Below are 25,948 nucleotides of genomic sequence, written 5' to 3'. Positions count from 1 at the left end.
CAGGGCTTCCTCCCGCCCCGCGGTGAGGACGCCCCCAACCCCCGAGCAGGCCCGCGCTCAGTACGCCGCGCCGGGGTTCAGGATGCCATCGGGGTCGAACACCGCCTTGATCGCATCGTGCACGGCCACCACCTCCGGCCCCAGCTCTCGACGCGCCCACTCGCGCTTCAGACGACCGATGCCGTGCTCGGCGGTCACCGTTCCGCCGAGCTCCAACGCGAGGGCGAAGATGTCATCCGCCGCTCCGACCGCGGACTCGGGCAGCTCGTCGAGGGAGGGGTCGACGACGATGATCGGATGGAGATTGCCGTCGCCGGCGTGACCGAAGACGTAGATCGGCACCTCGCGCCGGGCGGCGATCGCGCGGATGCCCCGTACCGCCTCGGCGAGACGGCTGCGCGGCACCGCGATGTCTTCGATCACCGGACGACCGAGCCGCTCGAGAGCCGGGAGCGCCTGCCGACGCGCGTGCAGCAGCGTCGCCGCCGTCTCCGGGTCTGCGGTCCACTCGTGGTGGGTCGCCGCTGCGGAGAGGGCCTCGGTCACGACCGCGATCTCCTCCTCGGCGCCGAAGCCGTCGGTCTGGGCGAGCAGCAGCGCCTCCCCGCGGTCGCGCAGGGCCGAGCCCTCCAGGGCGTCGATCGCGCCGAGCGTCTCCCCGTCGAGGATCTCGAGCACCGCGGGGCGGGCGCCGCTCAGTGCGATCGCCGCGACCGCCTCGGCGGCGTCCTCGAGCGTGGCGAAGAACGCCGAGGCCGTGGCGATGCGGCGCGGCACGGGAAGCAGGCGCACCCGCGCCGCGACCACGATCCCCAGGGTGCCCTCCGAGCCCACGACGAGACCGGCGAGGTCGTATCCCGTCACTCCCTTGATGGTGGGGCGACCCAGCCGTAGGAGAGAGCCGTCCGCGCGGACGACATCGACCGACAGCACCGCGTCGCGCGTCACGCCGTACTTGGCTCCGCGCAGGCCACCGGCGTTCGTGGCGATGTTGCCGCCGATGGTCGAGATGCCGACGCTGCCGGGATCGGGGGCGTAGAACAGCCCGTGCGCGCGCGCAGCGGCATCCAAGTGAGCGGTGATCACGCCCGCTTCGACGTCGGCGGTGCCGTCGACGGGATCGATGGACCGGATGCGGTCGAGCCGCGAGAGGTCGAGCACCAACGCGCCTGCGCCGGCCACCGCGCCGCCGGCGAGGCCGGAGCCCGCGCCTCGCGTGACGACCACGAGCCCGTCGGCCCGCGCGCGCCGCACCGCGGCCTGCACATCCGCCACGTCTCGCGCGACGACGACGCCGGCGGGCGAGCCGGCGGCGCGCAGACCCGAGCGGTCGATGGCGAGGGCGGGGGCGAGATCGGTCATGCAGAAGCTCCTCTTGCTATGCGCAACGCCGGCGCGACGTGTTCGGCGATGTCATCGAGCAGTCGCCTGCTCTCGTCGAGCGCGAACTCGGGCGGCAGGAAAGCGATGACATCATCAGCTTCGGCCACCGCGGGGTCGGCCAGCAACGCATCGACCACCGACTCCGGCTCTCCGTGGATGGCCGGGCTCATCGTGAAGACTCCGGGCGGCTGCGGCGCCGGGGCGACCGCGCCCTGCGGTCGCGAAGCAGCGGGTCCGCGCGCGCGACGCTCGGCGTCGTAGGCGGCGTAGCGGCGAGCGCGTTCGACCGAGGTCGCCGGCAGGATGGACCGGCTCACCGAGACGCGCGCGGACGACCCGCGCGGATGTCCCTCGCGGAACGCCGCGATCGCCGCGCGTTGCTCGGCGTCGTAGTCCGCGACCGCGCCGGTCAGGATCGTGCTCAGCATCAGGTGCAGCCCCCGCCCGGCGACGCGCTCGGCGGAGGCGACGGAGCCGGCACCGAACCAGACGCGCTCGATCAGATCGCGGCTCGCCCCTCGCACGGTGAGCGGCTCGCCGTTCGCGCCGTGACCGACCGCTTCGCCCCGGATGGCCCGCAGGAAGACGTCGAGCCGATCGAGGGAGACCGCCCGACCGTCGTTCGGCTCCTGCCGGAAAGCCCGGTCGAAGCCGCCCATCCCCGTTCCGAGGCCGAGTTGCAGGCGGCCCCCGCTGAGATGGTCCGCGGTCGATGCGGCCTCGGCGAGAAGGACCGGATCTTGATACCGCATGCCGATGATCGCCGTGCCCAGGCCGATACGGCTCGTGTACTGCGCCACGACGGGGAGGAAGACCAGCGGCGCGGCGAGGTAGTTGTCGAAATGACGCTGATACACCCAGCCGCGGTCGTAACCCCCCTGCTCGGCGTGACGGAAGAGGGCGACCCCGTCGTCCAGACCGCGTCGCGCCTCGCCCGTCGTGAACGGCACCCGTGTGTGGAAGCCGAGGGTGAGCGTGCGCGGCGCGGCGCCCGTCGTCGTCGGGGCGACCGCGGTCACGTCGTCGCCCCGGCGAGGGCCGCGGCAGGCGCGGACGGCGTCGCGACCGACCCGCCCCGCACGGCCGCGGCGAGGGCGGACGGCAGCGGCGCGGCGCCCGGCCGGCCGCCGCGCGCGGCGAGCGCGCCGAGATCGCGTTGCACGGCTTCGGCGAGCGGCACCTCCACCCCCGCACGTCGCGCGAGCAGGACGAGTTCCCCGACGAGGAAGTCGCTCTCGACGCTCGCGCCGCGTTCCAGGCTCTGCCACGTCGACAACCGCCCGGGGACGTGGCCCGGCACCTGCTCGACGGGGACGAACCCCGCCTCGGCCGGCGCGACGTCGAGGCCGAGGCAATCGAAGAGGGCCGCCGCCTCGTCGCGCACCGACGCGGTGGCCGCGTCTCGGACCGCGTCGTCGACGTCGAACACCTCGACGACGTTGCGGAGATTCGCCAGGAGCTTGCGGCGTTTGGTGGCAGCGATGTCCGCGACGACGGATGCCGCGAACCCGGCGCTCGCGAGATCGTCGCTCACGCGCGGCTCGAGCTCGGCCGCGGCTCCGGTGACGGCGCCGACGCGCGCCGTTCCGAGCGTGGGCCATGACGGCGCCACGACTTCACCGGGGCGCAGATGACTGGCGGCGATCGCCACCGACACCCCCACCACGCGGGCGAACCGGCGCAGCGCGATGTCTTCCGTCGCGAGCCCGTTCTGCAGCGTGACCACCGGCAGATCCGCCACGACACCGCCGCTGACGAGGGGGCGCCAGGCCAGCGCGGCCAGCGCCTGCTCGGCATCCTGGCTCTTCACCGCGAGCACCACGGTGTCGCCGGGCGCGGGCTCGGCTTCGTCGATGGAGCCGACGACGTCGACCGCGATGCGCTCGTCGCCGTGCGGACGGCGCACGAGCACGCCGCGTTCGTCGATCACGTCGCGAGCGGCGCCGCGCGCCACGAGCACGGCCGGCAGGCCCGCGCCCGTCCATTGCGCGGCGAGCAGGGCGCCGAGGGCGCCGGCGCCGACGATGATCCGGCGCCCGCCGGCGGAGACGACCCCGGGCGCCCGACGGCCCCCGACGGCGTCGGCGCTCACGCCACGGCCCGGCGGGCGAACACGACCTCCGGGTCGATCCCGCGGCGCGCCACCTCGTCACGCACGAGCGGAATCACCAGGCGCCCGGCATCCACGGCATCGTTCAGGTCGCCGAGGGTCGGCAGCGACACGATGTCCGCTCCGAGCTCCACGTAGCGCACGATCGCCTCGGCCACCGTCTCGGGAGAACCGACCAGCAGCGACGACGCCCCGCCCGAGCCGGCGACACCGCGCGGCGTCCACAGCACGCCGCCGTCGTGCTCCTCCGACCGCTCCGACAGCTCGCGCAGGCGCACCGACCCGACGTTCGTTCGGTTCAGGCCCTGGACCTTCTCGTAGAACGGCTTCGCCCGCTCCAGGATGCCGTGGGCCTTCTCACGCGCGAGGGCGTCGGTCGGCGCGACGACGGGACGGAACGTCACCCAGAAGCGGATGCGGTCGGTGCGACCGGCGGCGCGGGCGTGGGCGTACACGCGGTCGATCTGCTCGGCGGTCTCGGCGAGGGGCTCACCCCACAGCGCGAAGATGTCGGCGTGAGCGCCGCCGGAAGCGTACGCGAACTCACTGGATCCGCCGAGCGAGACGGGGAGCGCACCCCCGGTATGCGTCGCGTACGCGGGCCCGAACTCGTCGAAGCGGTAGAACTCGCCGTGGTGCGAGAACGGCTCCGTCGAGGTCCACACCTTGCGCAGCACCTCGATGAACTCCGACGAGCGGCGATAACGCTGTTCTTTGTCGAGGTAGTCGCCCTGGCGGGCCTGCTCCTCGTCGCTGCCCCCGGAGATGATGTGCACGAGCGCCCGTCCGCCCGAGAGCTGGTCGAGGGTCGACAGTCCCTGCGCGGCGACCGTCGGGAACGCCGAGTTGGGGCGGACGGCGACAACTGTCCGCAGCCGCTGGGTAGCCGCGAGGACCGTCGCCGAGAGCGCGTACTGATCGGCGCTCGCCGAGGCGTACGGGATGAGCGTGTGATCGAAGCCGAACTCCTCGATCGTGCGGGCGTAGTGGCGCAGCCAGGCCACGTCGATGGGCTGGGTGAAGGTGCTGCCGCTGTACGTGGGCGCACCCGGGGGGCGGCTGCCGACCATGTTGACGAATTCGATGGGCATGGGATTCCTTCCAAGCGAGGGCGAGGGTCAGACGGGGAGGGGAGCGGCGGAGCGGATCACCCCGGGGTCGGGGATCGCCGCGACCAGCGTCCGGGTGTACGGATGCCGCGGCGCGTCGAGGACGTCGGAGGCGCGGCCCTGCTCGACGACGCGGCCGTGCTGGAGCACCGTGACCGTGTCGGCGATCTGCCGCACGAGCGCGAGGTCGTGCGAGACGAACAGGTACGTGAGGCCGCGCTCGATCTGAAGCCGGACGAGCACATCGAGGATCTCGGCCTGGACGGTGACGTCCAACGCACTGGTGGGCTCGTCGAGCACGAGCACGTCGGGTTCGAGCACGAGAGCCCGGGCGATCGCGACGCGCTGACGCTGACCGCCCGACAGCGCCGCCGGCCGGCGGCGCCACAGGTGTTCGCCGAGGCCCACCGCGGCGAGCGCCGCGTGCACCGCGTCGCGACGGGACCGGCGATCGCCCACGTGATAACGCGCGAGGGGCTCGCCCAGGATGCCCTCGACGCTCCACGACGGGTCGAGGGAGGTGAACGGGTTCTGGTACACCAGCTGCAGGTGTCGGCGGACACCGCGCAGGTCGGCCGCGGTCCGGCCGGTGACGGACTCCCCCGCGACGATGAGCTCTCCGGCATCCGGATGCTCCAGACCCAGCAGCAGGCGCACCGCCGTCGTCTTGCCCGACCCCGACTCGCCGACGAGGGCGTGGGTGGTGCCCGCCGCCACCTCGAACGAGACGTCGTCGAGGGCGCGCACCTCGCGTCCCGACGTGCGGAAGGTCTTGGTGACGCCGCGGGCCGACACCGCGGGCCCTCCCCCGCCGACCGGTCGCGCGGACAGCTGCGTGCGGAACCGGTCGGGGGCGAGGGCGGGCACATCGGCGCGCAGTGCGGCGGCGTAGTCGGAGCGCGGAGCCCGGAAGACCTCGGCCGTGGGCCCGGCGTCCTCCACACGCCCGTCGCGCAGCACGATCAGGTCGTCGGCGCGTTCGGCGGCGAGCGCGAGGTCGTGCGTGATGAGCAGGAGGCCGATGCCGCGCTCGTCACGCAGCCCGGTCAGCAGGTCGAGGATGCGCTTCTGGATCGTCACGTCGAGAGCGCTCGTCGGCTCGTCTGCCACGAGGAGCGCCGGCTCGGGCAGCACGGCGAGGCCGATCAGGACGCGCTGCAGCATGCCGCCCGACAGCTGGTGGGGGTAGGAGCGGTAGACGCGCTCCGGATCGGGCAGCCCGACCCGCTCGAACACCGCGAGGATCGCGGCGCGCCTTCGCGCGGCATCCCGTTCCCCCGTGAGCGCGGCGGCCTCGTGCGCCTGCGAACCGATCGTGCGCACGGGGTTGAGGGCCGAGGCGGGGTCCTGCGGCACGAAGCCGAGCGTTCGTCCGCGGAGGGCCCGGAACCGGCTCAGCGACAGTTCGAGGGTGTCGGTGCCGTCGATGACGACTCGTCCGGTGGTCCGCCCCGAGGCGCGGGGCAGCAGGCGGAGGACGGCCTTGGCGATCGTGGACTTGCCCGAGCCCGACTCGCCGATCAGGGCGAGGCTGCGGCCGCGCTCCAGCTCGAACGACACGTCGGACACCACGCGCTGCGCGCCGTACGACACCGACAGCTCGCGCACGCTCAGAAGGGGTGCGGTCATGGTTCAGTCCTTCGCTCGCAGCCAGCGGCTGACACGGTTGATCGAGAGCACGGTCGCGACGATGACCGCGGAGGGGGCGTACACCAGCCACGGGCTGGAGACGAGGTAGTCCTTGCCCGCCGAGACGAGGAGTCCCCAGTCGGATGCCGGGGGCGGGTCGCCGTAGCCGAGGAACGCCAGACCGGCGATGACGAGGATCGACACCCCGAACTGCAGCACCGCGAGCGACAGGACGGAGCGCGAGGCGTTGGGCAGCACGTGCGCGAGCAGCACGTGCGCGCGCGATCCGCCCTGCAGCCGCGCGGCCTCGACGAAGACGGTGCTGCGCACTTTGACCGCCTCGGAGCGCATCACCCGCGCGAACACCGCGACGGCCGAGACGCCGGTGGCCACGGCGGCATTGATGGTCTGGAAGCCGAGGGAGCTGACGACGACCACCGCGAGCAGGAAGCTGGGGATCGCCAGCAGCACGTCGATCACGCGAGCGGTGACGACATCGACGATTCCGCCGAAGAAGCCGGCGACGAGACCCAGCAGGCCGCCGATGACGACGGCGATGGCGACCGCGACGAGGGCGCTGACCACGGACGAACGGGTGCCCCAGACGACCCGGGCGAACACGTCGCGGCCGAGGTTGTCGGTGCCGAACCAGTGCGCGGCGCTGGGCGGCAGCAGCTTCTCCGCCGTGTCGCCGACGACCGGGTCGGCGCTCGTGAACAGACCGGGGGCGACGGCCCACGCCGTCACGACCAGGAGCACGAGGGCGGCGACCACCACCGTCGCGGGAAGGAGCCGTGCGCGGACGGGGCGCCGGGACACGGCATCCCGGACCGTGGTCGGTGTCAGCACGGAGGCCATCAGACGCTCGCTCTCTCGGGTGTCGGGGTGGGGGTCGGTCGCGATCCGCGGTGCACGAGGTCCACACGCGGGTCCAGCAGGGGGTAGACGAGGTCGGCGAGCAGGTTGACCGTGACGAACACCACGGCGGCGAGCGCGACCACCGCCTGCAGCACCGGGAGATCCTGCGTGGCGACCGCGGTCTGAACGACGCTGCCGATGCCGGCCCGACCGAAGACGGTCTCGGTGATCAGGGCGCCGCCCAGCAGCTCGCCGACGGTCAGGGCGATGACGGTCACGACGGGCAGGGCGGAGGGCTTGAGCAGGTGGGCGAAGAACAGTCGTGCCCGCCCCAGCCCGCGTGCGTAGGCGACCACGGCGTAGTCCTGACGGAACTCGTGGTCGAGCCCGGTGATGAGCACCTCGGCGATCTGGGCCGACACCGGGATGCCGAGCGCCACCGCCGCGAAGAACGTCGCGATCGGCGCGTCCGGGTCGATCACCGAGAAGAGCCCCAGCTGGAAGGCGAACACGTTCAGCAGCAGCAGACCGATGACGAAGTTCGGCACCGAGAGGAACAACGCGGGGAACGACCGCAGCAGCCGCGCCGCGCGCTCGGGGAGCACCTGGACGCCGTAGGCGATGGCGAACGCGAGGACCAGGGCGACCGCGAGAGCGGTGAGCGCGAGCGACAGCGTGGACGGCAACGCGTCGCCGATGATGGTGGCGACCGGCTGGCTGGAGCGCAGGGAGATCCCGAGGTCGCCGACGACGAATCGGGAGAGAGCCTCCCAGAGCTGTACCCACACGGGCCGGTCGAGGCCGTAGAACGACACCATCTGCGCGATCTGGTCCTCGCTGAAGCCGTTCTCGGGGTTGCGCAGGGTACTCGTCAGCGGGTCGCCGGGCAGCACGCTGATGACCACGAACGTCAGCACGTAGGCCAGCAGCACCACGAGCACGGCCTGGCCGGGGCGCTTCAGTGCGAACAGCGCGTAGGCGGGGTTCATGTCATGTCCTTCACGATGGTGGGCCCGGCCGGCGCGACGGCGCCGGCCGGGCGGAATCACTTCTGCAGGTACGCCGCGGCGTAGCCGGCGATGGCGACACCGTTGTAGGTGACGCCCTGCAGCTTCGGGCTCTGCACGTAGATGCGCTGCACGATCTGGGTGATCGGAACGAACAACCCCTGCTGCAGCACGTACGTCTGCAGTTCGTCGACGGCGGCGGCGCGCGTGTCGAGGTCGGTGGCCCGCGCGATGCGGTCGCGCAGGTCGTTCAGCGTCGGGTCGGTCTCGCCGAGTCCGAACCAGTTCTCACCCTTGTTGGCGCTGGTGAGGATGCTGGCGACGGTTCCGACGTCGATGAACGAGCGGGTGATCTCGTACAGCGGCGTCGACGCGTCGTTCTTGACCTTCTCGCCGAAGGTCGCCACGTCGTAGGTCTGCACCGTGACGGCGAAGCCGAGGGCGCCGAGCTGCTGCGCGACGAGCTCGTCGATGGATGCCGAGGTGGCGAGGTACGGGTTGGCGTACAGCGTCACCGCGAGGGGCTGCCCGTTCTTCGTGCGCTTCCCGTCGGCTCCGGCCACCCAGCCCGCTTCGTCGAGGAGGGCGGCGGCCTTGTCCGCGTCGAACGCGAAGTCGCCCGAGTGGTCGGTGGCCTCGGGAACGTTGCTCTGGATCAAGCCCTGGGCAGCCTGCCAGCCGTCGGTGTAGACGGTGTCGAGGATCTGCTGACGGTCGATGCCGTGCTGCAGCGCCTGTCGCACCCGCACGTCGTCGAACGGTGCGGCCTGCACGTTCACGCGGTAGCCGTTGGTGAAGCCGAGGTAACGGGGAAGACCGACCTCGAAGCCGCGGTCGGTGAGACCCTCCAGTTCGCTCGGCTGGATGTTGTAGATCACCTGCGCCTGGTCGGACGTCAGCGCGCCGATGCGCGTGCTGGACTCGGCCACCTGCTTGTACGTGAGGGTGTCGAGGTAGGGCGCCCCGGTGTGACCGATCGCCTCCGGCCCCCAGGCGTAGTCGTCGCGCTTGGCCAGGACCACGTCGTCACCGTCGGCCCAGCTCTTGATCGTGAAGGGACCCGACCCCGAGAAGTTGTCGAGGTCGCCCTGCTCCTCCTTCGACAGCGCGAGGGTCTTGGGCGAGACGAGGATCGAGCCGTGGTAGCCGAGCGTCGGGATGAAGCCGAGGGTGGGCGCGCTGAAGGTCACCTCGACCGTCTGCTCGTCGACCGCCGTCGCCTTCTGGTAGGTCTTCGGGAAGAGCCCGATCGGCGTGATGCCCTTGTCGGGGGCCCCGAACGCCCAGTAATCGAGATTGGTCACGACCGCGGCCGCGTCGAGCGGGGTGCCGTCGGAGAACGTGACGCCCTCCTTGAGGCGCAGCGTGAACGACGTGGCATCCGTGTTCTGCTCCCAGCTCTCCGCGACCCACGGCGACACGGCACCGCTGTCGTCGACGTACACGAGCTTGTCGGTCACCTGGCCCCAGATGTTGCCCTGGTAGCTCGAGATCGAGCTCTCGTTGGGCACCCAGCTCGTCCCGAGCGAGTTGATGAGGAAGACCGCGTCACCCCCCTCGGTGGGACCGGCGTCGGCCCCGCCGGACGCGGCTCCGGTTCCCGCGCAGCCGGCGAGCAGCGTGAGCGAGAGGGCGACGGCCGCGGCGAGGGCGGCGCGCCGACGGTGTCGGTGGCGGGGCGGATGCTGTGTCATGAGGGTGTCCTTCGGGTGTGGGCCGGCGTGGCCGCGAACTCTTCTCCGAGTGTCGGCGGGACGCGGCGAAGGGGTCCAACGACGGAGTCGGATGAGAACCCATCGGCGCGGATGATGGATGCGAAAGGGCCCCTGTCCGGCTGTTTTTCCGAACAGAGGCCCTTTCGACGGTGACGCCGCGTGACGCCGTATTGCGTCACACGGCGAGCACGCGCCGGCCCACTGCGAGCAGCGCCGCGTCTTCCTGCGGCGGGTGCACGCGCGCCGACAGCACATCGCGCAGGTGCCGTTCGAGCGGGTTGTGGCGACTCAGCGCCGGGTTGCCGAGAGCGGCGACCGCGGTCTCGACCGCGGAGATGGCCGCCCGGACGATGAGCACCTTCGCCAGCGGCGTCCGGGCGATGGCCGCCTCGTCGCCGGTGACCGCCCGCGCGGTGACGCCGTACAGCAACTCCTCGGCTTGCACGAGCTGCGCCTCGATCTCGCCCGCCACGCTCTGGATGCGTTCGGTGGTCGCGATCGGGCGCCCGAGGCCCGCGGGGACGCGCTCGTGTGCGAAGCGCGTGAAGAACTCCTGCGCCGCGCGCGCGACGCCGATGTAGATCGCCGCGTGGGTGAGCGAGAGCGCCGACGCCTGGCTCGACGGATCGCGATACGTCCCCTGGAACGGGATCTCGAGGAAGTGATCGGCCGGAACCGCCACCTCGTCGTAGACCACGTCGTGGGTGGAACTGGCGCGGAGACCGAGGTGGTCCCACGTGGGGATGATCCGGATGCCGGCATCATCGCCCGCGACGACGACATGGCCGACGCGCGGTTCGGGGTCGTCGGTCTTGGCCCAGACGAGGTGGTAGTCGAGGCCCGTGCTCGCCGTCACGTACGCCTTCCGCCCCGACAGCACCCAGCCGTCGGCCGTTCGGCGGACCGTGGTGGCGGGCAGGCCGCCCCGCGCGGGCGCACCGAGCTCCGGCTCCGCACGCGCGGTGTTGATCGACACCGGACGCACGGCCGTCTCGGCGATGATCCGGGAGTACAGGTGCTCGGGCAGCCCCCCGCGCCCGGACTGCGCGACGTGCGTGGCCAGCGTGTTGGCGAAGATCAGCGCGACCGACGGATCGCCCTGACCGATCGCCTGCACGGTCCGCAGACGGTCGAGCGGCCCGACGCTCCCTCCGCCGAAGCGCTCATCGATGACCGCGGCGAAGACGCCCGCGCGGTGCACGGCGGCGAGCCCGTCGGCGGGGAACTCCCCCGACCGGTCGTAGCGCTCGGCGGTCTCGGCGACCGCCGCGGTCAGGGCGGCGAGTTCGTCGGGTCGGGCGGTGAAGGCGGTGGTGCGGGAGGGAGCGAGGGAAGCGGTCATCCTTTCATGCTCGGCGCGCCGCCCGACCGGTGTCCAACAGCGATGCGCGAACGGCATCCATCACGGAAACCGATCTGTGGCTCCGAGCGCGCGCCTGCCGTCGAACGCGTGCGAACCTCCCGCCGAGCGGCGGCGGCGCGCCTTCCGGGTCTGCCACGGCCCGCGGCGACCAGCCCGTGGCTTGCGCCGACCGTGCGGCCGATTCCCGCCGAGCACGGCAGGCTCCCGCCGAGCGCGGCGGTCAGGGAGGCGCGGTCAGGCCGACACGGCGTGCACGTACCGACGCGCCGTGAAGAAGCCGTCGAGCGAGGAGATCGCCGCCGCCTCCACCTCGGACTCCAGCCCGCGCCGGGTGATGAGCCGCACGTGGATCCGACCGAGGTCGGGGAAGTCCCGCCGCACCACGAGGCCGTCCGGCGTGCGCCCGCCGGTGGGGAGCACGGCGACCCCCAGCCCGGCGCGCGCGGCCGCGATGACCCCCTCCAGGCTCCCCGATTCCGCCGCGATGTCGACGCGGGCGCCGATGTCGCCGAGCTCCTGCAGCGCTCGCTGACGCATCCCGCACGGCTCCACGTAGGCGACCAGCGGCACGGGCTCCCCTGCCGCGGGCGCCTGCCAGCCCGGCGCGGCGTACCAGTTCAACGGCAGCTCCCCGACCTCGACGCCGGCCACGGTCGACCCGGTGTCGAGCACCACCGCGAGATCGATGCTGCCCTTGGCCACGGCATCCGTCATGCGCGTGGACCGATCGATGTGGAACTGCACCTGCCGCTCCGGGAAGGCGCGACGCATCGTGCTGAGCAGCTCGGGCAGCACCTGCTCGGCGGCCGTCTCGGTGGAACCCACAACGATCGTGCGAGCGCGCGTGACGTCGAGCCGCGCGAGGGCTTCGTCGTGCACGGCAAGGATGCGCCGCGCCTCGGCGAGCAGCTTCTCACCGGCCTGAGTGAACTTCGCACGCCGGCCGTCTCGTTCGACGAGCGGCTGCTGCAGCCGCTTCTCGAGCGAGCGCACGTGCTGGCTGACGGTCGGCTGACTCAGGTGCAGCGCGACGGCAGCACGCCCGAAGCCGCCGCACTCGTCGATGGCGACGAAGGTACGGAGCTGGATGATGTCGAGCGTCTCGGCCATGCTCGGACGATAGACCGACCGCGGCCGTTCCGAGAGGCGCGCAGTCACGCGCGGTCACACGGCATCCATCGGGGCGCGCGATGACTGCCCATCACGAACCTCGCATTGTTCCGCGTCCCGCACGCTTCCTAGGCTCGATCGAGCAGGCGCCGTTCCGTGCGCCCCGACAGTGAGCGAGACATGAGCGACTTCTTCGACCGCGAGGGCGACCGCGCCTACACCCGCGACTACAAAGAGAGCACCCCCGACGTGCTCGCGGCCTTCACGAGCTTCAACGACGCCGTCTTCGCGCGGGAAGGGCGCGAGATTCCGCTGAAGTTCCGCGAGCTGATCGCGCTGGCCGTCGGCATCACCACGCAGTGCACGTACTGCATCGACGGGCACGCGCAGGCGGCGGTGCGCGCCGGCGCGAGCCAGGCGGAGCTGGCCGAGGCCGCGTGGGTCGCGACCGCCATCCGCGCGGGCGGCGGTTTCGCGCACGGTCGGTTGGCCTTCAAACTGTCGGGTATCCATGATGAACAGCGGGAGCACGCGCATGCCTGAGATCCTCACCACGCCCACCGACCTGCGTGCCGCGCTGGACGCCGGATCTTTCCCGGACGGGGGCCCGGTGCGGGTACTGGATGTGCGCTGGCGCCTCGACCGCCCCGACGGACGCCCCGAGTACCTCGCCGGCCACATCCCCGGCGCGCAGTACGTCGACCTCGACCACGATCTCGCCGAGCACGGCGCACCGACCGACGGGCGGCATCCGCTCCCCTCCATCGAGACGCTGCAGGCCGCTGCGCGGCGATGGGGCATCGACGCGGGCGACACCGTGGTGGTCTACGACGATCTGAAGAACATGTCGAGCGCACGGGCGTGGTGGCTGCTGCGCCACGCCGGCGTGGCCGACGTGCGCCTGCTCGACGGGTCGCTGCGGGCCTGGACCTCGGCGGGGTACGACCTCGAGACGGGGGATGCCGAGACCCCTGCGCCGGGGAACGTCACTCTCGCCTACGGCGCCCTGCCGGTGCTCGAGCTCGACGCGGTGAGTGCGTTCGCCGACGAGGCGCTGCTGCTGGACGCCCGCGCCGGCGAGCGCTACCGCGGCGAGGTCGAGCCGATCGACCCGCGGGCCGGGCACGTGCCGGGTGCGGTGAGCGCGCCGACGACCGAGAACGTCGGCGCCGACGGGCGGTTCCACTCGCCCGACCAGCTGCGGTCCCGGTTCCGGGCGCTGGGCGCAGAAGACGGGGCGCCGGTCGGCGTTTACTGCGGCTCGGGCGTGACGGCGGCGCATCAGGCGGTGGCGCTCACCCTCGCCGGGTTCGAGGCGCGGGTGTTCCCGGGGTCGTGGAGCCAGTGGTCGAATCACCCCGAGCTCCCCGTGGCGACGGGGCCGGAGCCGCGGTAGCCCGTCTCCCGCATCCGCCCCTGGCGGGCGCCCGCCGCTCCGCTGACGTGCCGGTGCCTGGCCGACCAGCATGCCCCTCGCCGACGAGCATGCCCCTCGCCGACGAGCATGACCCTCGCCGACCGGCGCCCGCCCCCTCGCTGACTTGCGTCATATGCCCGCGCTTAGCGCGCCGCGGCGAGCATACGGCGCAAGTCAGCGGCCACCCCGCTGGAGACTCGCGCCACCCCTCGTTGACTTGCGCCGAATGACCGCGCCGAGCGCGCCGCGGCGAGCATACGACGCAACTCAGCGGCCACCCCGCCGGAGACTCGCGCCACCCCTCGTTGACTTGCGCCATATGCCCGCGCTTAGCGCGCTGCGGCGAGCATATGACGCAAGTCAGCGGGATCAGCTCTCGACAAGCGCCCGCAAGCCAGCGGCGACCCCATCCCTCGCCGACGGGCGCCCACCCTCGCTGACTTGCGCCATATGCCCGCGCGGAGCGCGCCGCGGCGAGCATACGACGCAAGTCAACAGCCGACCCCCTCGGGACAAGCGCCCGCCCCGCGGGACGAGCGCCCACCCCTCGAGACGAGCGCCCACCCCTCGAGACGAGCGCCCGCCCCGCAACGACGAGCGCCCACCCCCCGATGACTTGCGCCGAATGACCGCGCGGAGCGCGCCGCGGCGAGCATATGGCGCAAGTCATCGAGGTGGAGCGTACGCGTGCGACGCCCAGAGGTCGCTCACCGGGACCTCACGACCCAGCACGTTCTGCGCGGCGCGGTGCCCTGACAGCATCGCGCCGGGCACGGTCGCGGGGTCGTCGCCCCACGTCGCCTCGCCCGCCAGATGCAGCACCCCACCGACGGGCGCCGCGAGGTCGTCGTGGTCGGCGCCGACCGAGCCGGGGAGCATGTAGGCGTACGACCCGCGCGAGAACGGGTCGTCCTGCCAGCGGGTGACGACGGCGCTGGTGGGTTCGGGCACCGCGTCGCCGTACAGGCGGCGCAGCTGCGCGAGGGTGGATGCCACGATCTCGGCGTCACTCCACGTGCGGGTCGCCACGGCGGCGGGGCCGGCCGCGAAGGTCAGCAGCGCGGGCTCGTCGTGCAGGCGCCCCAGGTCGTACCAGGAGTGCCACCACTCCCCCTCGTCGCCGAGCTGACGGATGCCGTAGACCCCGGCCTCCCAGAAACGCTCGGCGAAGCGCAGCACGACCTTCTCGAACGCGTTCATGCGGAGCAGGCCGAGGGCACGTCGATGCGCCGCGGGCAGTTCGGGCTCGATCGTGAAATCGTCGGCGTGCAGCACTCCGACGGGGACGGTGACGACCGCCTCAGCGGCCGAGAAAGCGCCCCGGTCGGTGTCGACCTCGACGCCCGAGGGCGACCAGCGCACCGCCGACACGACGTGTTCGAGGCGTACGTCGAGACCCTCCGCGAGGTGCTGCGCCAGCTCGTCGTAGCCGTGCGGGAAGACGACCTCGTCGCCGTTGACCGTGTCGTCGTCGAGACCGTGCGCACCGAGTCCGTCCATGCCGATGCCGTACTGCTCCTGGGCGCGGCGGTCGTTGTACTCCCGCACGCGCTCCGTGCGCTCGGCATCCCACCCCTGACGTGACAGGGCGAGCTCCACCACATCGCCGTACGTCGCGTCGGCGGGGGCAGCCGCGATGACGTCGACGAGCGCCAGGTTGAGCGTGCGGACGTCGTCGGCGTACTGCCGAACCGCCGCCGCGTCGAGCCGACGCCCCTCCGCGTCGAAGTACGTCAGCGGGCGGCTGGCGGGCTGGTACCCGCCGACGGTGAACTCCACCATCGGCATTCCGAACGCCTCGGCCGCCGCGGCGACCGGGCTGTCGTCGATGCCGTGGATCCACGAGGCGCCGCGGTCGGTGACGTGACCGTCCGCGCGATCGGTGAAGACGCGGCCGCCCACCCGGTCGCGCGCCTCCAGCACGATCACCCGCCGTCCTGCCCGAGCGAGCAGACGGGCAGCGGCGACACCGGAGATCCCGGCACCCACGACGATGGTGTCGACGGTCTGCATGTGTCCTCCGCGGGCTCGTGGTTTCCGCGACGGTACTGCGGGAGGATGCCCCGTGGCATCCGCCGCACTGGAAGACCGACGCCGCCGGGATGGACGACGTGTACACCGTCAGGCGACGGGCGCCTCCTCGTCGCGGCGCACCGGCGTGATGCCCTTGCGTCCGTAGAGCAGCCAGAACACGAGGTAGCACAGGCCCACGAACGGGATGCCGAAATACAGTGCGGGCGCCTGGTTCGGGTCGAACGCGATGGCGACGATCGACGCGGTCAGGAGCACGAACGCCAGGATCGGCACGAGCGGGTACAGCGGCGTGCGGAAGGCGAGAGTCGAGAGGTCACCGCCGTCGCGCAGGAACTGCCGGCGGTGGAAGAACTGCGCAGCCACGATCGCCATCCACACCGCGACGGCCGCGAAGCCGGCGATCGAGACGAGCACGAGGTAGACCGTCTCGGCCGCGACGACGCTGGTGATGAGCGAGACGAGGCCGACCGCCAGGCTCACCAGGAGCGCGAGCATCGGGATGCCGCGGCGGGTGAGCATCGTGAACGCGCGCGGCGCGTAGCCCTCTTCCGCGAGTGAGAACAGCATGCGCGCGCACGAGTACAGGCCGCTGTTGCCGACCGACAGGAGCGCGGTGATGACGACGAAGTTCATGACGTCGGCGGCGTACGGCACGCCCACGTACTCGAACACGTCGACGAACGGGCTCGAGCTGAGCCCGGCCTGCTCGGAGGGCAGCAGCGCGGCGATGACGATGATCGATCCGACGAACAGCACCAGCAGACGCAGCACCGTCGAGCGCAGCGCGCGCGGGATGTTGCGGCCGGGGTCCTTCGTCTCGCCCGCCGCGACGCCGACCAGCTCTGCGCCGCTGAAGGCGTAGAACACCGCGAGCGAGGTGATGAGCACCCCGCCGAGACCGGCCGGCAGCAGCCCCTCCGGTGTCGCGAAATTGCTCAGCCCCACCGCCTGGTGCGGCTCGGTCGACAGCGGGGTGAAGCCGAAGATCGCCATGGTGCCGAGCACGATGAGGGCGACGATCGCGACGACTTTGATGAGAGCGAACCAGAACTCGGTCTCACCGAACACGCGCGCCGAGATGGCGTTGAGGGTGAACAGCACGCCCGCGAAGACGATGCACCACACCCACACCTCGATGTTCGGGAACCACCGCTGCATGAGGATCCCGGATGCCGTGAACTCCGACCCGAGCGCCACCACCCAGCACAGCCAGTACAGCCACGCCGTGGCGAAGCCGGTCGCCGGTCCCATCGTGCGGGCGGCGTAGATGTGGATCGACCCCGAGACGGGCCAGACCACGGCGAGCTCACCGAGGCACACCATCACGAGCCACACGACGAACGCACCGAGCAGGTACGCCAGCACCGCGCCGAGGGGCCCGGCCTGGTGGATCGTGTAGCCGGAACTCAGGAACAGCCCCGAGCCGATGACGCCGCCGAGCGCGATCATGACGAGGTGTCTGGCATCCATCGCCCGCCGGAGGGTACGCGGTGCGGCGGGTCCGTCGACGCGCGACGAAGAGGATCGAGTCAAGGGGGGTTCTCGCAATCGTGGATCGCACCCGGAGCCGACGAGTCGGACGGGCGCCGCAGGTCAGAGTAATCGATGACGATGTCGCGGCGACCAGATCGGGGGCGGGCGCGTGGGCGGTCGGAGGCGGGAGCGAAGGCGGCCGCGAGAGCACCGTCGTCATGCGCGTCGCGGGCCGGTGCCCCGCACGTCCGCCGGAGGCGCTCCGGGGACGGGCCCCGCCCGCCTCAGTCGGCGGTGAGCAGGGCCTCGATCGTCGTCAGCACACCGTGGTCGATGTTCGACGGGGCGCGGTGGCGGGCACGCGCGACCACGTCGGGGTGGGCGTCGGCCATCGCGTACGACCAGTGCGCGGCATCCAGCATCTCGAGGTCGTTGAGGTAGTCGCCGAAGGCGGCCGTCTGCTCCGGCGTGACATCCAGCGCGTCCTGCAGGCGGCGCAGGGCCACGCCCTTGTCGACGCCCGGCGGCATGATGTCGACCCAGTGGGCACCCGAGACGACGACCCGGTGGGTGCGCGCCAGATCGTCGAGGGCGCGTCCGACGCTCTCTTCGGCGGGGGCGAAGTCGTAGATCGCGATCTTCAGCACGTCGTCGTCGACCGCGAGCACGTCGTCGACCGCCTCCAGCGCCGCGTAATAGGTCTCGGCCTCCACACGGAAAGCGTCGTCGGAGCGCTCGATGTACGCCGATCGCTTGCCGCACACCACGACGCCGAGGTCGTACCCCTCACCCGCCAGCGAGCGGATGTGCCGAACGGCGCGGTCGACGAACGCGGCGTCGAGAGCGACGGATGCCACCTCGGTTCCCGCCTGGACCACGTAGGCGCCGTTCTCGGCGATGAACGTCATGTCGTCGGCGGCATCGCCGAAGGTCGCGCGCAGCGTGGCCAACTGGCGCCCGGATGCCGGAACGAACGTGACGCCCTGCGCGGCGAGACGCGGGAGGAGCTCCCACAGCGGCTCCGGCACGTTCCCGTCGCCGTCGAGCAGCGTGCCGTCCATGTCGACGGCGATGAGGCGGATGTCAGGGGTCACGGCATCCATCCTTTCAGCAGCGTCGGACGGGTGGGCCCCCGCGGAGCACAGGATCGCGGCGACCGATCGCGCGGCGGTCGATCGCCGGATTCACCCCCCACCCGTCCGGGCCGGTGCCCGATCGAGCTGGGAGGCGAATCTGAGAAACATATGGATAACGAAAAGATCACGGAGCACTCTTCCGCTCCGTTATCTCACCGTTATAGAGTGCTCGCACGGTAGTTGTTTTGCTGTGGCAGCTACCGGCATGTGATTGCAGGACACTCTGGTGCAGGATCGGGCCGGTCGGGATCTCCGACCGGCCCGTCTTCGTCTGAACGGTTCCGCCCACCGGCGCCTCCTCACGGCGCAGCGGGGATGGCCGCGCGAGGGTGAGCGCACGAGGATGAAGGGGTGAAGGACGCAGAACTCACCGAACCCGACGGCCGCATCGTTCTCGTGCGACACGGCGAGACGCAGTGGAGCCGCACCGGGAGGCACACCGGCCTCACCGACGTCCCGCTGACCGAAACCGGCGCGTACAAGGCCGAGCTCGCGGGCACTCTGCTCGCGACGCGGCGCTACGACCTCGTCCTGACCAGCCCCCTGCAGCGCGCCGTCGAGACGGCCGCTCGCGCCGGCTACCCCGACGCGCAGCCCGAACCGCGGCTCGTCGAGTGGGATTACGGCGCATACGAAGGCCTCACGACCCCCGAGATCGTCGAGCGTCTCGGCCACCCCTGGACGGTGTGGGACGGCACACCCGCGGGCGACACCCCGGGCGAGAGTGTCGACACGGTCACCGCCCGAGCCGAATCCCTCCTCTGCGAACTCCGGCCCCGCGTGCGCGCCGGCCAGCAGGTGCTGTTGTTCTCGCACGGTCACTTCTTGCGCGCACTCGCCGGCACCTGGCTCGGCCTCACGGCGGCGGGTGGGCGCTTCTTCGTGCTCGGCACGTCGGCGGTCAGCGAACTCGGCTTCGAACACGGTCGCGAGGTCATCACGCAGTGGAACCACGTGCGCGGGCGGTGACCCGCGCCCGACGCGAAGGAGCGTGGGACACGTGTTTCCCACTTGGTCACGAAAATGTAACGACGACCTCTTCCCTTCCGTTATCTCACCGTTATAGAGTGCTCGCACGGTAGTTGTTTTGCTGTGGCAGCTGCCGACATGTGATGCAGGACACTCTTGGTGCAGGGACAAGGGCCGGTCGGAAGCCTCTCCGACCGGCCCTTACTCTGTGCCCCTCGGGCGCCTGCGAATTTCACCCGCCTCGAGACGGGAACCTTCCGGCAGAAGGAGCACTGTCGGCTCTACGCTGAGGGGATGACCGATCGACGCCTCGCCGTGCAGGCCTGGGAGAGCCTCTTCCGCGCTCAGCACGAGGTGTTCGAAGACATCCGCAGCGACTTCGACGGCACAGAGCTGACGCAGGCGGAGTACGACGTGCTCCTGACGGTCACCCGGGCGCCGCGGATGACGGCCCGCCTGCGTGACGTCACGGGCAACATGCTCATCAGTCAGCCGAGCGTGTCGCGCCTGGTCGAGAAGATGGTCACGCGTGGCCTGCTGACCAAATGCGCCGATCCGGAGGACGGCCGCGGCTCGCTCGTCACCGCCACCGAGAACGGTGCGGTGGTCTTCCGCCGCATCGCCGCCTCGCACGGCCGCTCGATCGCCGACCGCATGGCCCGCCTCGACACCGCCGAGTTGCAGCAATTGCACGCCCTGACGGCGAAACTCCGCGGTCGCACCTGAGCCGACGCGCGCGTCAGCACTCGATGACGTTGACGGCGAGCCCTCCTTCGCTCGTCTCCTTGTACTTCGTCGACATGTCGATGCCGGTCTGACGCATCGTCTCGACCACCGCGTCCAACGACACGTAATGCGACCCGTCGCCGCGCAGCGCGAGTCGTGCGGCGGTCACCGCGGTCGAGGCGGCGATCGCGTTGCGCTCGATGCAGGGGATCTGCACGAGACCCCCCACGGGATCGCACGTGAGCCCCAGGTGATGCTCCATCGCGATCTCGGCGGCGTTCTCGATCTGCCGATTCGTTCCGCCCATGACCGCGGTGAGCCCGCCTGCCGCCATCGCACAGGCTGATCCCACCTCGGCCTGGCACCCGCCCTCAGCCCCGGAGATGGACGCGTTCGCTTTGAACAGCGAGCCCAGCGCCGTCGCCGTCAGGAGGAACCGGCGGATGCCGCGTCGGCGGTTCGCTTCGGCGACGTCGTCGTCGTCCCAGTCCGCCACCTCGGTGCGCGTCACCGCGTGCCCGTCGTAGCCGAGCAGCGCGCTGCCGACCAGCTCGCCATGCGGCGTCACCGCATTGCCGACCCCGAGGCCGGAGTCGGCGAGGAAGCGCCACCAGTACATGGCGACGGCCGGAAGGATGCCCGCGGCCCCATTCGTGGGGGCCGTGACCACGCGCCCACCCGCCGCGTTCTCTTCGTTCACCGCGAGGGCGAAGGCCCCGAGCCACTCCCCCGGGAGTTCGCGATGGCCCTCGGCCACGATGGCATCCAGTTGTGCTCGGATGACGGCGGCCCGGCGCTTCACCTTCAGGATGCCGGGAAGCACGCCGTCGTTGCGCAGGCCCGCCTCGACGCAGGCCGCCATGGCGTCCCAGATGCGGTCGAGGCCCGCGGCGATCTCCTCGTCGGACCGCAGCGCCGCTTCGTTGAGGCGCGCCGCCTCGGCGATCGTGATGCCGCGCTCATCGCACAGCTCGATGAGGGTGGCGGCGTCGTCGAACGCGAGGGGCATCGGCGCAGCGGCCACGCGGGCGGCCTCGCCCTCCCGGCGGATGAAGCCTCCGCCGATCGAGTAGAAGGTCTCTTCGGCGATCAGCGCCCCGTCGTCGCCCCTCGCGACGATCGTCATGGCGTTGGGATGACCGGGCAGCCGGGTGCGGGGCTCGAGCGCGATGTCGGCCTTCTCGAACGGGATGCCGTGGGTGCCGGCGAGCAGGAGCGGCCGCCCCTCGGGCCAGTCCATCCACGCCCGGCGCACGGCATCCGGATCGACCGTCTCGGGGTCGAGACCCTGCAACCCCGCGACGACCGCGTCGGGCGTGCCGTGCCCGATGCCGGTCGCGCCGAGCGAGCCGTAGAGGACGCAGGAGACGGATGCCACCCGGCCGAGGACGTCGTCGCCCCGCAGCCTCGCGGCGAACTCGGCTGCGGCCTTCATGGGGCCGACGGTGTGGGAGCTCGAGGGTCCGATCCCGATGGAGAACAGCTCGAACGCGGAGGTGTATGCGCTCATCCGGCCAGCGTACGTCGCCCTTCCGACACCGGACAGACACCCGCGCGCCACGCCCGGGATGCGCGCCGTTCGGGGCCGATTAGACGTCTCCGATGGTCCCGACTATGCTGGACCACGGCCTGCGCGCCGTTTCGCGCGGAGGCCCTGCGCCCGTAGCTCAATGGATAGAGCATCTGACTACGGATCAGAAGGTTAGGGGTTCGAGTCCCTTCGGGCGCACGTACTGTGTTGAGACAGTCGACGCTCTCTTCGAGAGCATCATGGGGTGTCAGGGTTTCCCTGACACCCTTTTCTCGTTCCCGTGCGAGGTGGCACGGTGACTCGTCGGAGGCGCGTCGAGCGCGAGACGACGGAATACCTCGCGATGGTTTCGAGGCTCATTCGTCGCGCCGGTGAGCGTGTAGCCGATGCCGACGAGTTCGAGCTTTATGAGCTGGTCGCCCTTCGCGCCGCCCTCGAAGATGCGATCCGCGTCGGCGTGCGCGGACAGCAGAAGCGCCGGTCGTGGGCGCACATCGGCGCTGCGCTCGGGATTAGCCGTCAGAGCGCTCAGGAGCGATACGGCGAGAAGGCCAGCGCATGACGGTCTACGCGAGCGTGACCCTCAGCACAGAGTCATGGGCGCTCATCACTGCCGCCCTCGACGTCTTGGCGACGGTCACCACACCCGAGAAAGCCATTCAGCTACAGGCGACGGCGGATGCCCTCTCCGCGGGCGTGAAGCGCTCGCTCACGGACCACGCGAACGGTGATGCGTGCCCGACGTGCGACGTGGGCGAGAACGCACCAAACCCGGCATGCGCCTCATGGGTCCATCCCGGAAACGGCCCGAGTCAGAACCAACCGAACGGGAGCGCGACGTGAAATACGCCCTCATCATCTACCGCACTCGCGACGGCCTCCGAGCGAAATGCGCCTGCGGGCAGGACCTGGGAGCTTCCGAATCATGGCCGGACAGCCAGACCAAGCACCGCGAGCACACGCTCGCGGTCCACACGAACCGTACCCACGAGGGAGAAGAACGATGACGCACAGCATCACGATTCGCGAGGTCGGCGACGACGAATCCACCGCCCACGCTGGTACATTCGCCTGCGATGCGCCGGTCGGCGCTCGCTGTCGCCTGTGGTGCAACGAGGATCACGACATGCACTACGGCGACGAGGAGTGCGAGAAGGTCGATCAGGGCTACTGCCTCAGCATCGAGGGATGGTTCGATGACGCCTGGGCGTGGGAGGAATGCTACGACGGCGAAGGCAAGCCAGATCACAGCGGCGAGATCGCGTTCACATTCCACGGTGAGTACGGCGTTACCTGGCACTACGCATCTGAGGCCGCGCGGGCGGTGGTGGCAGGGTGACCGGATCGAACGAACGGGAGCACGAGGGCTGACGCCGGGAGCGTTACCGGACCGTGACGCCCGTTCGTGGCCTCACCCGTTCGAACACATGTTCTAATTCTCTGACTCGCCATGTCAGACACAGAGAAGTACAGGGGGCACGGTGCTGAGCACTGAGTGGGAGAACGCTATCGAAGCGTTCCTACGCGAACAACGCGCGGGCGGGAAGCCGAAGACGACGTGTGAGGCACGTCGTCAGCACATGCAGCACATGGCGAAGCGCGTACGGGAGTCCAGCCCGTGGGACATCTCCCCGGTCACGCTGCGGGAGTACATGGCCGAGCAGACGTGGGCAATCGAGACGCGACGGAACAGGCGCACGACGTTCGTACAGTTCTGGGCGTGGGCGGTCTACGCCGGGCACGCCTCGACCAACATCGCGGCGGAGCTGCCGAAGGTGAAGGTGATCCAGGGTGTTGCCAGGCCAGCGCCGGACCGGGTGTATCACGAGGCGCTGATGCGCGCCGGCCACCGCGAACGGGTCATGCTCCGCCTCGCCGCGGAGGTTGGGATGCGACGCGGTGAAGTTGCTGTCGTGCATACCCGCGACGTGTCGGAGGACCTGGTGGGGCACACGCTCCTCGTGCACGGCAAGGGCCAGCGCCAGCGCATGGTGCCACTCCCGAAGTCCCTGGGGCGCGAGCTCGCGGAGTGGGAGCCGGGGTACCTGTTCCCCGGGAATGATCACGGGCACCTCTCCCCCCGCTATGTCGGCAAGCTGCTGGCCGAGCTGCTGCCCGAGGGGTGGACGATGCACGCGCTGCGCCACCGATTTGCGACCAAGCTCTACGCCCTGCGCTCGGACCTGCTTATGGTGCAGGAAGCTCTGGGACATTCGTCGCCGACGACGACGCGGCGATACATTCAGTACGACCGCGACCGGATGCGCGCGGCGATGGAGGAGTTGGCGCAATGACGATGTCCGATGCCCGCAAACGCCGACTGATGTGGGAGGTGCTCGGAGGCATCCTGCTTCTTATAGTCGTGTGGATCGTGATCCAACTTGCGATCGGGGCGAATCACGCTGCGGCCGAGGAGGAGAAGCGCGAACGGTGCCTCGCCTCCTCCAGCGACTACACGGAGTACGGAGACTGCCTCTACGAGGACTAGCCACATCCGAGCGAGAGGGTGTCAGGGAAAACCTGACACCCTCTTTGCGATCACGCCTTGGGTGGCACCTTCTCTGCGAGGCTCACCAGGCGGTCGGCCTGCTCCTGGATGATGTTGTCCTTCTGGGCGATCTTCTCCTGCAGCGCGGTGAGGGTGCCGTTGGTCTGCTTCTGGACGGTGCCGACCTGGGCCGAGACCTTGTTCACGCCGTAGACGATGGTGAGCACGGTCACCATGAAGCCGAGGAACTGGAGCGCCTGGGCGGTGTAGGTGGCGGAGGCGTCCGGCCGGATGATGTGGATGAGGATCGCGCCTCCGAGGCCGACGAGGAGGAGCGCTCCGACGATGATCAGCACGACGGTGCTGGAGACGGCGGGGCGGTCGGCGGGGTGCTGCTGGTCGGTCATGGTGTCCTTTCGTGCGCGGAGTGCGCGGCGTGTGGTGGTCATTCCGGGGCGGGGGTTCCGTGGCCGACGTACGAGTAGCCCGAGCCCTTGCCGAAGGTGCGGTCCCACTCCTCGCCGCCCATGAACTTCCAGGGGTGGTTCTCGGCGTACCAGGCGCGGAGCATGGAGTTCGGGTCCTTGCCGAGGCTGATGAGCGTGCGCTCGCGCACGTTGACGATGAGGAGCGCGTTGGTGGGCTCGTGGACGATGAGCGCTTCGTGCATGGTGAGTTTCCGTTTCTTGATAGGCGGTTCTTCAGCGGGCTCGACGGTGGCGGGCTCGACGGTGGTGGGCTCGGGGTCGTTGCGGTGTTGGTCTTTCCACCACTGGTAGGTGAAGTGGTGTTGTTCGGTGGGGTCCCAGGCGGCGGTGCGGATCCAGCCGTGCTCTGCGGCGAGGTCGATGTAGCCGGGGGTGGTCCAGTCGTCGGAGTCGTCCGCGATGCCTGCACAGTGCTCGGACGTGTCGGGGTGTATGGCGCGGGAGTGGTTCGGTTTGTAGCGGGGGTTGTAGCCGCTGTTGACGTACCGTTGCCATGCGTTGTACATGCGCATCTGCTCGTCGTAGTCGCGGTAGGACGAGTTGCAGTCGTGCTCGCGGCCGAGCGCGCGTTCGAGGCGGCGCATGGATGCCGCCGCGGGTGCGGTGTATCCGACGCCGGGGCGGAGCCAGACGATGGTCGGTGCGCCGCCCATTAGTTGCTCTCTTCCAGCGCGCGGAGGCGCGCGTCCAGGCCGTCGTGGGCAAGTTCGAGGTCGTCTTCCAGACGTGCGACGCGGGCGATCAGCCGTTGCACGGCGGGCAGGAGGGCGACGCCGATCATGTCGTAGTTGATGCCTTCGACGCCGTTCTCGCCGTAGAAGCACGCCCACCCGAGGCCAGCTTCGACCAGGCGTTCTGCGATGAGTCCCATCTCGCGACGGTCATCGACGGCGACGGCTGCTTTCCACTGGTACGACACCAGGGTGAGCATCATGATCTGCTCGTCGGTCACGTCTTCGCGGTGGACGAACTTCTTGTATCGCTCGGAAGATGCGGCATAGCCGAGTTGGCCGTCATCCTGGACGACGACCGCGCGCCGGTTGCCGCCGATCTGCCGGTTGTACACGTCGGAGGTGAGCTTGCCCTGCGCGACGGGCAGCAGTTCTTTCGAGGTGGTGACCTGTCGATCGAAGACTGCGGTGGTGGGATCGGGTCGGAAGTACAGGGAGCTGTCCTGGACGGTGTAGAAACCGATCTCGTGCGCCGATCCGGGTTCGCGTCGTGCGAGCCCTGCTCCGTCGCCTGGCTTGTCGTACTTGTTGTTGAGGGCGGTGGTGCGCGCGGTGCGCTCTTGCGCGACGTAGTCGCGGGTCTTGTTGATTTCGAGGTAGCCGCTGCGGCGGTCGGCGGTGCCGGGCACCACGTCCATGCCTGCCGCGATCGCGTCGTCTCCGGTTGCCAT

Annotated in this window: 25 protein-coding genes and 1 tRNA gene; 9 read left to right on the top strand and 17 right to left on the bottom strand. The window is 70.6% G+C overall.

Going from position 1 to position 25,948, the window contains the following annotated elements:
• Positions 1-57 precede the first annotated feature (57 nt).
• From QE392_RS07060 to QE392_RS07015, 10 genes are all read right to left on the bottom strand, one after another.
• Positions 58-1,362: an FAD-binding oxidoreductase gene (locus tag QE392_RS07060; protein WP_307450019.1), complete on the bottom strand. Its 1,305-nt coding sequence runs from the start codon at positions 1,360-1,362 to the stop codon at positions 58-60.
• The gene (locus tag QE392_RS07055) at positions 1,359-2,402 is read right to left on the bottom strand and encodes an LLM class flavin-dependent oxidoreductase (protein WP_307450014.1); all 1,044 of its coding nucleotides are present in this window, start codon (positions 2,400-2,402) and stop codon (positions 1,359-1,361) included. The genes QE392_RS07060 and QE392_RS07055 overlap by 4 nt, the downstream gene beginning before the upstream one ends.
• On the bottom strand, positions 2,399-3,475 hold the full coding sequence (locus QE392_RS07050) for a ketopantoate reductase family protein (RefSeq protein WP_307450012.1): 1,077 nt from the start codon (positions 3,473-3,475) through the stop codon (positions 2,399-2,401). The genes QE392_RS07055 and QE392_RS07050 overlap by 4 nt, the downstream gene beginning before the upstream one ends.
• Positions 3,472-4,584 carry an LLM class flavin-dependent oxidoreductase gene (locus tag QE392_RS07045; protein WP_307450008.1) on the bottom strand — a complete coding sequence of 371 codons (1,113 nt, stop codon included), beginning with the start codon at positions 4,582-4,584 and terminating at the stop codon, positions 3,472-3,474. The genes QE392_RS07050 and QE392_RS07045 overlap by 4 nt, the downstream gene beginning before the upstream one ends.
• A 27-nt stretch (positions 4,585-4,611) precedes the next feature.
• Entirely contained in the window at positions 4,612-6,231 is a 1,620-nt protein-coding gene (locus QE392_RS07040) for a dipeptide ABC transporter ATP-binding protein (RefSeq protein ID WP_307450005.1), read from the bottom strand.
• A 3-nt stretch (positions 6,232-6,234) separates the two neighbouring features.
• Complete coding sequence (locus QE392_RS07035; protein WP_307450002.1) at positions 6,235-7,089, bottom strand: ABC transporter permease; 855 nt, start codon at positions 7,087-7,089, stop codon at positions 6,235-6,237.
• Positions 7,089-8,078 carry an ABC transporter permease gene (locus QE392_RS07030; protein WP_307449997.1) on the bottom strand — a complete coding sequence of 330 codons (990 nt, stop codon included), beginning with the start codon at positions 8,076-8,078 and terminating at the stop codon, positions 7,089-7,091. Before QE392_RS07030 ends, QE392_RS07035 begins: the two co-directional genes overlap by 1 nt.
• A 56-nt stretch (positions 8,079-8,134) precedes the next feature.
• Positions 8,135-9,790, bottom strand: a complete 1,656-nt coding sequence (locus tag QE392_RS07025) for an ABC transporter substrate-binding protein (RefSeq protein WP_307449993.1) — start codon at positions 9,788-9,790, stop codon at positions 8,135-8,137.
• A gap of 196 nt (positions 9,791-9,986) precedes the next feature.
• The gene (locus QE392_RS07020; RefSeq protein ID WP_307449990.1) at positions 9,987-11,153 is read right to left on the bottom strand and encodes an acyl-CoA dehydrogenase family protein; all 1,167 of its coding nucleotides are present in this window, start codon (positions 11,151-11,153) and stop codon (positions 9,987-9,989) included.
• 255 nt (positions 11,154-11,408) lie between these two features.
• The gene (locus QE392_RS07015) at positions 11,409-12,284 is read right to left on the bottom strand and encodes a LysR family transcriptional regulator (protein WP_307449988.1); all 876 of its coding nucleotides are present in this window, start codon (positions 12,282-12,284) and stop codon (positions 11,409-11,411) included.
• A gap of 180 nt (positions 12,285-12,464) precedes the next feature.
• On the opposite strand from QE392_RS07015, the gene QE392_RS07010 reads away from it, so the two are divergent.
• Positions 12,465-12,827 (top strand): carboxymuconolactone decarboxylase family protein, encoded by a 363-nt coding sequence (locus QE392_RS07010; protein WP_307449984.1) that lies wholly within the window; start codon positions 12,465-12,467, stop codon positions 12,825-12,827.
• Positions 12,820-13,680 (top strand): sulfurtransferase, encoded by an 861-nt coding sequence (locus QE392_RS07005; protein ID WP_307449982.1) that lies wholly within the window; start codon positions 12,820-12,822, stop codon positions 13,678-13,680. Before QE392_RS07010 ends, QE392_RS07005 begins: the two co-directional genes overlap by 8 nt.
• 687 nt (positions 13,681-14,367) lie before the next feature.
• On the opposite strand, the gene QE392_RS07000 is transcribed toward QE392_RS07005, so the two are convergent.
• From QE392_RS07000 to QE392_RS06990, 3 genes are all read right to left on the bottom strand, one after another.
• A complete protein-coding gene (locus QE392_RS07000) occupies positions 14,368-15,714 on the bottom strand; it encodes a flavin monoamine oxidase family protein (RefSeq protein WP_307449979.1) in 1,347 nt (448 codons plus the stop codon).
• Positions 15,715-15,822: 108 nt separating this feature from the next.
• Positions 15,823-17,205, bottom strand: coding sequence for an amino acid permease (locus tag QE392_RS06995; protein ID WP_307449976.1), 1,383 nt, complete (start codon positions 17,203-17,205; stop codon positions 15,823-15,825).
• Positions 17,206-17,492: 287 nt separating this feature from the next.
• Positions 17,493-18,311 carry a Cof-type HAD-IIB family hydrolase gene (locus QE392_RS06990; protein ID WP_307449973.1) on the bottom strand — a complete coding sequence of 273 codons (819 nt, stop codon included), beginning with the start codon at positions 18,309-18,311 and terminating at the stop codon, positions 17,493-17,495.
• A 384-nt stretch (positions 18,312-18,695) separates the two neighbouring features.
• On the opposite strand from QE392_RS06990, the gene QE392_RS06985 reads away from it, so the two are divergent.
• The gene (locus QE392_RS06985; protein WP_307449971.1) at positions 18,696-19,313 is read left to right on the top strand and encodes a histidine phosphatase family protein; all 618 of its coding nucleotides are present in this window, start codon (positions 18,696-18,698) and stop codon (positions 19,311-19,313) included.
• Positions 19,314-19,607: 294 nt separating this feature from the next.
• Entirely contained in the window at positions 19,608-20,039 is a 432-nt protein-coding gene (locus QE392_RS06980) for a MarR family winged helix-turn-helix transcriptional regulator (protein WP_307449968.1), read from the top strand.
• A gap of 13 nt (positions 20,040-20,052) precedes the next feature.
• On the opposite strand, the gene QE392_RS06975 is transcribed toward QE392_RS06980, so the two are convergent.
• On the bottom strand, positions 20,053-21,549 hold the full coding sequence (locus tag QE392_RS06975; protein WP_307449965.1) for an L-serine ammonia-lyase, iron-sulfur-dependent, subunit alpha: 1,497 nt from the start codon (positions 21,547-21,549) through the stop codon (positions 20,053-20,055).
• 146 nt (positions 21,550-21,695) lie between these two features.
• Between QE392_RS06975 and QE392_RS06970 the strand changes: the two genes are divergently transcribed.
• From QE392_RS06970 to QE392_RS06950, 5 genes are all read left to right on the top strand, one after another.
• Positions 21,696-21,768, top strand: a tRNA-Arg gene (locus tag QE392_RS06970).
• A 97-nt stretch (positions 21,769-21,865) separates the two neighbouring features.
• On the top strand, positions 21,866-22,132 hold the full coding sequence (locus tag QE392_RS06965) for a hypothetical protein (protein ID WP_307449963.1): 267 nt from the start codon (positions 21,866-21,868) through the stop codon (positions 22,130-22,132).
• Between the two features lie 441 nt (positions 22,133-22,573).
• The gene (locus tag QE392_RS06960) at positions 22,574-22,909 is read left to right on the top strand and encodes a hypothetical protein (RefSeq protein ID WP_307449960.1); all 336 of its coding nucleotides are present in this window, start codon (positions 22,574-22,576) and stop codon (positions 22,907-22,909) included.
• 142 nt (positions 22,910-23,051) lie between these two features.
• A complete protein-coding gene (locus tag QE392_RS06955) occupies positions 23,052-23,864 on the top strand; it encodes a tyrosine-type recombinase/integrase (protein ID WP_307449958.1) in 813 nt (270 codons plus the stop codon).
• Positions 23,861-24,058, top strand: a complete 198-nt coding sequence (locus QE392_RS06950; protein ID WP_307449955.1) for a hypothetical protein — start codon at positions 23,861-23,863, stop codon at positions 24,056-24,058. The genes QE392_RS06955 and QE392_RS06950 overlap by 4 nt, the downstream gene beginning before the upstream one ends.
• A gap of 50 nt (positions 24,059-24,108) precedes the next feature.
• Here the strand turns inward: QE392_RS06950 and QE392_RS06945 are convergent, their stop codons facing one another.
• Genes QE392_RS06945 through QE392_RS06935 form a run of 3 tightly spaced genes read right to left on the bottom strand, consistent with a single transcriptional unit; the run spans position 24,109 to position 25,948 of the window.
• Positions 24,109-24,465: a hypothetical protein gene (locus QE392_RS06945; protein ID WP_307449952.1), complete on the bottom strand. Its 357-nt coding sequence runs from the start codon at positions 24,463-24,465 to the stop codon at positions 24,109-24,111.
• A 38-nt stretch (positions 24,466-24,503) separates the two neighbouring features.
• Positions 24,504-25,199 (bottom strand): hypothetical protein, encoded by a 696-nt coding sequence (locus QE392_RS06940; RefSeq protein ID WP_307449948.1) that lies wholly within the window; start codon positions 25,197-25,199, stop codon positions 24,504-24,506.
• A complete protein-coding gene (locus QE392_RS06935) occupies positions 25,199-25,948 on the bottom strand; it encodes a tail fiber domain-containing protein (RefSeq protein ID WP_307449945.1) in 750 nt (249 codons plus the stop codon). The genes QE392_RS06940 and QE392_RS06935 overlap by 1 nt, the downstream gene beginning before the upstream one ends.

The sequence above is a fragment of the Microbacterium proteolyticum genome (assembly GCF_030818075.1).
Taxonomy (GTDB): domain Bacteria; phylum Actinomycetota; class Actinomycetes; order Actinomycetales; family Microbacteriaceae; genus Microbacterium; species Microbacterium proteolyticum_A.
Note: the sequence above shows the minus strand (reverse complement) of the source record. Positions and strands in the feature narration are given on the sequence as shown.